This window comes from Streptomyces sp. SID5910 (assembly GCF_009862125.1).
Classification (GTDB): domain Bacteria; phylum Actinomycetota; class Actinomycetes; order Streptomycetales; family Streptomycetaceae; genus Streptomyces.
In genome coordinates this window covers 1-7,143 of sequence record NZ_WWHX01000004.1, presented here as the reverse complement: position 1 = coordinate 7,143, position 7,143 = coordinate 1, and the positions used below count along the sequence as shown (strand labels likewise).

6 protein-coding genes and 1 tRNA gene are annotated in these 7,143 nt (G+C 75.2%); all 7 read right to left on the bottom strand.

What is annotated here, in order from left to right; all coding sequences use genetic code 11:
- Positions 1-189 precede the first annotated feature (189 nt).
- Positions 190-969 carry a class I SAM-dependent DNA methyltransferase gene (locus GTW67_RS00335; protein ID WP_161162766.1) on the bottom strand — a complete coding sequence of 260 codons (780 nt, stop codon included), beginning with the start codon at positions 967-969 and terminating at the stop codon, positions 190-192.
- A 308-nt stretch (positions 970-1,277) separates the two neighbouring features.
- Positions 1,278-2,579 (bottom strand): MFS transporter, encoded by a 1,302-nt coding sequence (locus tag GTW67_RS00330; protein ID WP_524539730.1) that lies wholly within the window; start codon positions 2,577-2,579, stop codon positions 1,278-1,280.
- Entirely contained in the window at positions 2,573-3,613 is a 1,041-nt protein-coding gene (locus tag GTW67_RS00325; RefSeq protein WP_161162763.1) for an enolase C-terminal domain-like protein, read from the bottom strand. The genes GTW67_RS00330 and GTW67_RS00325 overlap by 7 nt, the downstream gene beginning before the upstream one ends.
- Positions 3,610-4,707 (bottom strand): PLP-dependent cysteine synthase family protein, encoded by a 1,098-nt coding sequence (locus GTW67_RS00320; protein ID WP_161162762.1) that lies wholly within the window; start codon positions 4,705-4,707, stop codon positions 3,610-3,612. The genes GTW67_RS00325 and GTW67_RS00320 overlap by 4 nt, the downstream gene beginning before the upstream one ends.
- Positions 4,704-5,561: a hypothetical protein gene (locus GTW67_RS00315; RefSeq protein ID WP_161162761.1), complete on the bottom strand. Its 858-nt coding sequence runs from the start codon at positions 5,559-5,561 to the stop codon at positions 4,704-4,706. The genes GTW67_RS00320 and GTW67_RS00315 overlap by 4 nt, the downstream gene beginning before the upstream one ends.
- Positions 5,558-6,814, bottom strand: a complete 1,257-nt coding sequence (locus tag GTW67_RS00310) for an ATP-grasp domain-containing protein (protein ID WP_346010522.1) — start codon at positions 6,812-6,814, stop codon at positions 5,558-5,560. Before GTW67_RS00310 ends, GTW67_RS00315 begins: the two co-directional genes overlap by 4 nt.
- A gap of 227 nt (positions 6,815-7,041) precedes the next feature.
- Positions 7,042-7,129 (bottom strand) — tRNA-Leu (locus GTW67_RS00305).
- Positions 7,130-7,143: the final 14 nt, after the last annotated feature.

Sequence of the window (7,143 nt, the reverse complement as noted above, 5' to 3'; positions counted from 1 at the left end):
GCCGCGGCGGGGGGCACCGCCCTCGTCGTCCGTGCCGCCGGGGCCGTCGGAGCCGCCGCAGCCGACGAGGGTGAGCGCGGCGGCGCCGGTGGTGGCCGCGAGGAAGCCGCGTCGGTGCAGGCCGGGAAGGTGTTCTGCGTGCATGTCGGGTCTCTTCTGCGAGTGGTGGTCGGGGAAGGGCGTGGGGGTTCAGCGCGGGCCGGCCAGGCGCGCGACGACGTGCAGCCGGTCGGCGTCGGCCGTCGTGCCGGGCAACAGGCCGGGCCGCCAGGGAGGTTCGGTGCGCGGTCCGGGTCCGTCGTGGAGTTCGAGGACGTCGAAGCCGTGGCGGGTGAGGAGGTGACGCAGTTCCTGCGGGAACAGCAGCCGCCACGCGGAGTGCTGCTCGACGGGCGATGCGGAGGCGTCGTCGGTGGTCCATACGCGGGTACGGCGCAGGAGCTGGGCCGTACGGTCCACGGTGAGCGTGGTGACGGAGCGGTGGACGGCGCCCCGCCAGGTGAACTGGTGAGCCGTGGGCGTGTCCAGGAGGTCCGTACGGCCGAGGAAGTAGGCGCCGTTGCGCATCTCCGCCACCAGGAGGCCGCCCGGGGTGAGGGCGTGCCGACAGGAGGTGAGGAACCCGTCGAGTGCGTCACCGGTGTGGCAGTACAGCAGGGCGCTGTCGAGGCACACCACCGCGTCGAACGCGCGCGGGCCCAGGTCGAAGCCGCGCAGGTCCGCGCGGACGTAGCCGGGCCCGGGGTGACGGGCACGGGCGTGCGCGAGCATCGTCTCGGAGAGGTCGACGCCGGTGACCCGCCGGCCGGCCTGGTGCAGGTGGGCGGCGTCGCGTCCGGTGCCGCAGCCCAGGTCCAGGACGCGGGGGCCGGCGCGGTGGCGCAGGAGGCAGTCCTCGGCCCAACGGGCGGCGAGCCGGCGGGGGTCGGGGAAGCGGGCCTCGTAGAGGTCGGGGTGGTCGGTGAGCAGGTTCCCGGGTAGGGGGTGGTTGCCGCCCTCGCCGGGTGCGGGTCGGCTGTCGCCGCTCTCGCCGGGTGCGGGACGGCCGTTGCCGTCGCCGTTCGGGCCGGGTGCGGGGCGGTCGCCGTGGTCCCCGGGTGCAGGACGGGCGCGGCTCGCTCCGGGTATGGGGTGGTCGCCGTGCTCCCCGGGTAGAGGACGGTCGCCGCTCGCCCCGGGTATCGGGCGGTCGCCGCTCGCCCCGGGTGGAGGACGACGGTCGCTGCTCTCTCCGGAGGATATGGCGCGGTCGCCGCTCCCGCCGGTGCCGGACGTGGTCACGCGGGGCTCCTCTCCGCCGCGGGCACGGCCGGTGCCGGCCGGCCGGGCAGGGCGCCGCGGCGGGACAGCCACACGGTCCCGGCCGCGGCCGCCGGGCCGATCAGGGCGCAGCACACCCAGGGCAGCCAGGCGGCGTCGCGGTGGTCGCCGGTGTCCATGGCCCAGCCCACGGCGGTGTTGCCGACGGCGGCGGCGACGCCGGAGACGACGTAGAAGACCCCGAAGCAGGTGCCGGTCAGTTCGGGGCGGCCGAAGCGCGGGATCAGCTCCATCACGAACGGCGAGGCGACCATCAGGCCGAGATACAGCAGCAGGGCGCCGAGCAGCACCGGTACGGCGGCGAGGACCCCGTCGGACGTACCGCCGGAGGCCAACGCGGGCGGCACGAACGCCAGCCCCATCAGGGCGAGGCCGGCGGCGATCCAACCCGCCCTGCCGCCACGTGCCTTGAGGGCCCGGGTGATACGGAGCTGGAGGGCCAGGTTGGCGAGGGTGCCGACGAGGAAGACGAGCCCGGCGGCGCCGTCCCAGCCGGTGGCCCGGCGGGCCCCCTCGGGCAGCAGCAGGTACAGCTGGCTCTCCAGCGTGAACATTCCGGTCATGACGCAGGCGAAGGCGAGGAAGGCGCGGTTGCCGACGACCTCGCGCCAGTCGCCGAGGACCGTGCCGTCGCTCGGGGTCGCCTTCCGGGCGGGCAGGACCAGCGCCTGGGCCACCGTGAGCACGGCGAAGATCCCGGCGGCGGTCAGCGCCGACGTGCGGAAGTCGACCAGCAGTAGCGCGCTGCCGAGCAGGGGGCCGATCAGGGCGCCGGTGGTGGCGAAGACGTTGAACAGCGCGAACGCCTCGGCCTTGCGCTCCCCCGCCTCCTGCGCGAGATAGGTCCGCACGGCCGGGTTGAACAGCGCGCCGGCGACACCGCTCAGCACGGACGCGGCGAGCAGCACGGCCAGGTCGTCGCCGAGCGCGAAGAGCGCGAAACCGGCGGTGCGCAGGGCGCATCCGGCGATGATGACGCCGCGGGCGCCCAGGCGGTCGGCGGCGGAGCCCCCGATGAGGAACAGGCCCTGCTGGCTCAGGTTGCGCACGCCGAGGACGACGCCGACGACGGCCGCGGACAGGCCCAGGTTCTGGCCCAGGTGGGTGGCCAGGTAGGGGACGAGGAGGTAGAAGCCGGTGTTGACGCCGAGCTGGTTGACGAGCAGGAGGCGCACGGCGAGCGGGAACCGGCGTATCTCCTGCCAGGTCCCCCGCGATCGCACGGCCGGCCGCGTCGCGTCGGTCCGCCGCTTCAGCACGGGGCCACCTCCTCGACGCCGAGCCCGGGCCGGTCGCTCGCCCGGACGTGGCCGTCCGCGCCGCCGATGCCGGTCCACGGGTCGTGGGCGAGCAGCAGGTGGCCGTCGAGGTCGGCCCAGCGGGCGCGGTCGGCGAGGTGGACGGCGGGGGCGAGACCGAGGGTGCTGGCGGTGAGGCAGCCGAGCATCAGCGCGGTGCCGCTGCCCCGTAGGGCCTCGGCGATGCGCAGGGCCGCGTGGACGCCGCCGCACTTGGCGAGCTTGACGTTGACGCCGTGGACGCGTCCGGCGAGGCGCCGGGCGTCGTCCAGGCCGACGGCGTCCTCGTCGGCGATCACGGGCAGCGGTGAGCGTGCGGCGAGGCGGGCCAGCGCCTCGGGGTCGCCGGGGGCGATGGGCTGCTCCACGGCCTCGACGCCCAGCTCGGCGAAGCGCGGCAGCATGGTTTCGGCCCGGGCGGTGCTCCAGGCGCCGTTGGGGTCGAGGAGCAGCCGGGCCCCTGGGGCCGCGTCGCGGACGACCCGTACGCGCTCCACGTCCTCCTCGGGGTCGTCGGCGCCCGCCTTGATCTTGAGGACCTGGAAGCCGGCGGCGGTGAGGCGGCGGGCCTCGGCGGCGGCGCGGAGGGGGGTGGTGATGCCGATGGTGCGGGCGGTGACGGCGGCGGGGGCGGCCGGGGCGCCGAGGAGGCGGTGGACGGGGGCGCCGGCGTGCCGGCCGGCCAGGTCGAGGAGCGCGGACTCGACGGCCGCGGTGACGGCGGGCGGGGAGCCCGCGGGGGCGAGCTTCCCTTCCCGCAGTGCCTCCAGGGCGTCGTCCGGCCCGGCGAAACGGTCCAGGGCGACGGCGGCGAGGTGACGTTGCAGGGTCGGGGTGTCGAGTCCGTAGTAGACGCTGGTGACGGCCTCGCCGTGGCCGTGCAGTCCGTCGTGCGTGACGGTCAGCCACACGGCGTCGCGCGCGGTCGTGGTGGAGCGGGAGATGCGCAGCGGCTCGGCGAGGACGAGCCGTACGGTGCGCGTGGTGGCCTTCACGGGCGTTCTTCCTTGACGGGCCCCGGAACGCGGGGCCGTATCGGATCGGTGACGGTCGTGCAGCGGGCCCAGCCGGTGGCCTCGGCCGCGTACGGGTACGGGATCTCGACGGGCCGGGTGGCCGCCGTGGCCGGGTCGAGCCCGTGGGCGGTGGTGAAGTCGTCGTCGTAGACGGTGGAGAGGTAGCGGTGAGGGCCGTCGGGGAAGACGGTGGCGACGACCGCCCCGGGGTGGACGCGGGCGGCCCAGGCGGCGACGCGGGCGACGGCGCCGGTGCTCCAGCCGCCGCTGACGAAGCTGCCCCGGGCGAGCCGCCGGCAGCTGTCGACGGCTTCGGCGGGGCCGATCCAGTGGACCTCGTCGAAGGCGTCGTAGGCCACGTTGCGGGGGTGGATGCTGCTGCCGAGGCCGCGCATCAGGCGGGGCCGGGCGGGCTGCCCGAAGATGGTGGAGCCGGTGGCGTCCACGCCGATCAGGCGCAGCGCGGGCCAGTGGCGGCGCAGCGGGCCGATGACGCCGGCGCTGTGTCCGCCGGTGCCGACGCTGCACACCAGGACGTCGAGGTGGTCGACCTGGGTGGCGAGTTCGGCGGCGAGAGACGCGTAACCTGCGGTGTTGTCGGGGTTGTTGTACTGGTCGGGCCAGTACGCGCCGGGCAGGGCGGCGAGCAGTTCGCGCAGCCGGGCGAGGCGTGCGGCCTGCCAGCCGCCTTCGGGCGCGGGCCGGTCGACGAGTTCGAGGCGGACACCGTGGGCGTGCAGCAACTGCCGCATGCACGGCTCCAGTTCGCGGTCGCCGATCAGGACGACGGGGTGGCCGAGGGCCTGTCCCGCGAAGGCCAGCCCGAGGCCGAGCGTGCCGGAGGTGGACTCCACCACCGGGGCGCCGGGCAGCAGTTCGCCGCGTTCGCGGGCGCCGAGCAGCATGGAGACGGCGGCCCGGGCCTTCATGCCGCCGGCCGCGAGTCCTTCGAGCTTGGCCCAGAAGCCGGGGTGGGGTCCGGGCAGTCCTGCGGTGATGCGCACGGTCGGGGTGCGGCCGAGCAGCGTGAGCAGTTCGCGGCGGGCGGTGGGACGTACGGCGGCCGTGGTCATCGGGCTCCCCCGATACGGCCGTTGGCCCGGTGGCGGTAGCGGTGGAGGGTGCCGGGTCCGCCGTCGAGCCAGAAGAAGGGGTACGGCTCCGCGCACACCGCGCTCACCCCGTGGCCGAGGAGCCGGGGCAGGACGGCGCTGCCGGTCTGGGCGAACGCGACCAGCTGCTTGCCGTGGCGCAGGGCGTGCCGTCGCAGCGGTTCGAAGGTGCCGTTGCCGAGGGTCATGCCGGACACGAGCAGCGCGTCGCAGTGGTCGGCGGCGGCGAGCGCGTCGGTGCGGACGGGCTCTCCCCACTCGGTGGTGCCGCCCTTGAGGTCGCAGGGCACGTAGCGGAGGCCGCGCGAACGCAGCGCTTCCAGGAGCGAGTTGACGACGCCGACCACGAGCACGACGGCATCCTCGGGCAGGTCGAGCAGGTCGGTCACGGCCGCCGCCCGGGCCCGCGACTTCTCCAGCGACGACCCGGCGGACAGCGGGTGCGGACAGGCGCCGTGCTCGGGAGTGTGCGGGGTGACGTGCATCAGGTAGGCGTCGAGGGCGGCCACGCGGACGGCCGGCAGCGGATGGTCCAGGAGCCGGGCCACGTCGGCGCCGACGCAGTCGTCCAGCGCATGGTCGGGCAGGTCGCCGGGCTCGACCGCGCAGCTGCCGACGGCCGCGTCCAGGCGCAGGCTGAGCACTTCGTTGCGGTAGCCGGTGCCGCGGCCGGTGTGCCGGACGGCCTGCCGGGTGGTGAAGGCGACGGTGACGCGCTGCGCGGCCGGGTCGGGGCCGAGCGCGCCGGCGAGGACTTGGCCGACCAGGTCGTCGTAGGTCATCACGCCGGTGGACAGCGGGACGGTGGCGGTCATCGGATGACCAGCCCCGCGCGCAGCTCGGTCAGCAGGGCCTCGGCACGGTCACGGGCGCCGGGCCCGTCCGGGTCGCCGGTCATGACGTGGCCGAGGTACTCGTTGTTGCTGCCGGCCGCCGTGACCGTGCGGCCGGGGGCGGGGAGCTGGACCTCCAGCACGCCCGGCACGGTCGGGGGTCCCCCGGCGTCGAGGGCATGGAGGGTGCCCGTGGTGTCGGGCACCAGGAAGCCGATGGCGGCGCTGCGCAGTCCGGTGTCGGTGCGGCGCAGGTCGGGGGCGCGGCCCAGGGAGACGTCCACGAAGGCGGCGGCGAGGTCGATGCCGGTGACGTGGCGGACCAGCTCGGTGATGCGGTTGCCGGCGGGCCGGGGGTTGACCTCGACGACGCGCGGGCCGGCGGTGGTCAGCTTGATCTCGGTGTGGGCCACGACGCCGTCGGTGAGGCCGAGCGCCTTCAGGGCGTGCAGCGCGGTCCGCTCGGCGGCCTCGGCGTCCGCGGGTGTCAGGGCGGCGGGGAACATGTGGCCGGTCTCGACGAAGGCGGGGGCGCCGCCGACGCTCTTGTCGGTGATGCCGACGACATGGACGGCGCCGTCGTGGGAGACGGTCTCGACGCTGACCTCGGGCCCGTCGAGCAGTTCCTCCAGGAGCACGGCGGGCGAGCGCCGCTGGCCGCGCGCGTTGACGGGGAAGTCGGCGAGGGCGAGGACGGCGGCGGCGAGCTGCGTCTCGTCGTCCACGCGCCGTACGAGCATGCCGGCGCAGAGGTCGACCGGCTTGACGACCAGCGGGTAGCCGATCGCGGACGCGGCCCGGGCCAGGTCGGTCCACTCCTCGTGGACGGCGAAGCGGGGGCCGGGCAGTCCGGCGTCGGCGAGGACGCGGCGGGTGACGTCCTTGCGGCAGGCACTCTCGACGGCCTCCGCCCCGGGGCCGGGCAGTCCGAGGCGAGCGGCGATCCGCGCGACCGCCGGCAGGTAGTAGTCGCAGGAGGTCAGGACGCCGTCGAAGGCCAGGAGCTCGTGCAGTCGCTCGACGTGGGGCAGGAGGGTCCCGGTGTCGTTGGTGTCGGCGGTGAGCACGTTGCGGGCGCCGAGCAGCGGGTGCGCGGTGCCCTCCGGCGCGGACCGCAGGTAGTGGTGCAGGTCGCGGGTGAGGAAGGTGAACTCGTGCCCCGCCTCCCGCAGCGCTCGCGGCAGCAGTCGGCTCATCGACCCGACCCAGCTCTCGACGACCAGTAAATGAGCCACAACTCCCCTTTTCCGTGGCGCGGTGGGACGGCAGGGCAGCCCGGCACACCCTCCCGGGGGGGGGGGAGGGCGGGGCCGCACCCGCCACACGCTATCGATAATCATTTTCAAAGTCACGCGCGAGTGCGGCGCCCTGGGAAACAGCCCTGCGGAACAAGAGAGGCAAGGTGGGAAAACGCGAGATGCCGGCCAGGATCTCTCCCGGCCGGCATCTCGTCGTCCTGCTGTGGTGTCCGAGGGGGGACTTGAACCCCCACGCCCGATAAAGGGCACTAGCACCTCAAGCTAGCGCGTCTGCCATTCCGCCACCCGGACAAGGTGTCTGTCGC

Excerpts from the sequence above, each read along its gene's own strand:
- GTW67_RS00320 (WP_161162762.1), bottom strand. The coding sequence starts at position 4,707 with ATGACCACGGCCGCCGTACGTCCCACCGCCCGCCGCGAACTGCTCACG.
- GTW67_RS00315 (WP_161162761.1), bottom strand. The coding sequence starts at position 5,561 with ATGACCGCCACCGTCCCGCTGTCCACCGGCGTGATGACCTACGACGAC.